At 60.5% G+C, this 238-nt stretch carries 1 protein-coding gene; it reads right to left on the reverse strand.

What is annotated here, in order from left to right:
- Window positions 1-238, reverse strand: a 238-nt coding sequence (locus AC6UDE_RS07175; protein WP_500697060.1) for an immunoglobulin-like domain-containing protein, incomplete at both ends; no start/stop codon positions are given.

A 238-nucleotide genomic window follows, 5' to 3' on the forward strand; every position in this document is an offset into this window, starting at 1 on the left:
GTCCAGGGTCAGCTGTTCGAACTTGCCGACATCAGCGCCAGCAACAGTTGCGATCGACTGTACCACCGGGGTATTGCTGCCAACGTAAACGTTGTCCGGAGCAGTCACGGTGATCGAACCGCTGGTGCCGTTGGCCGGCACGGTGATGACGGTCTTGCCGTCGCTCAGCGTGAAGGTCAGGGCGCCGTGGTTGTTGATCGGCAGGCCGTCTTTGTTGGTCAGCGTGATCGTGTAGGTG

It is taken from the genome of Fructilactobacillus sp. X2R5C3 (assembly GCF_059901325.1).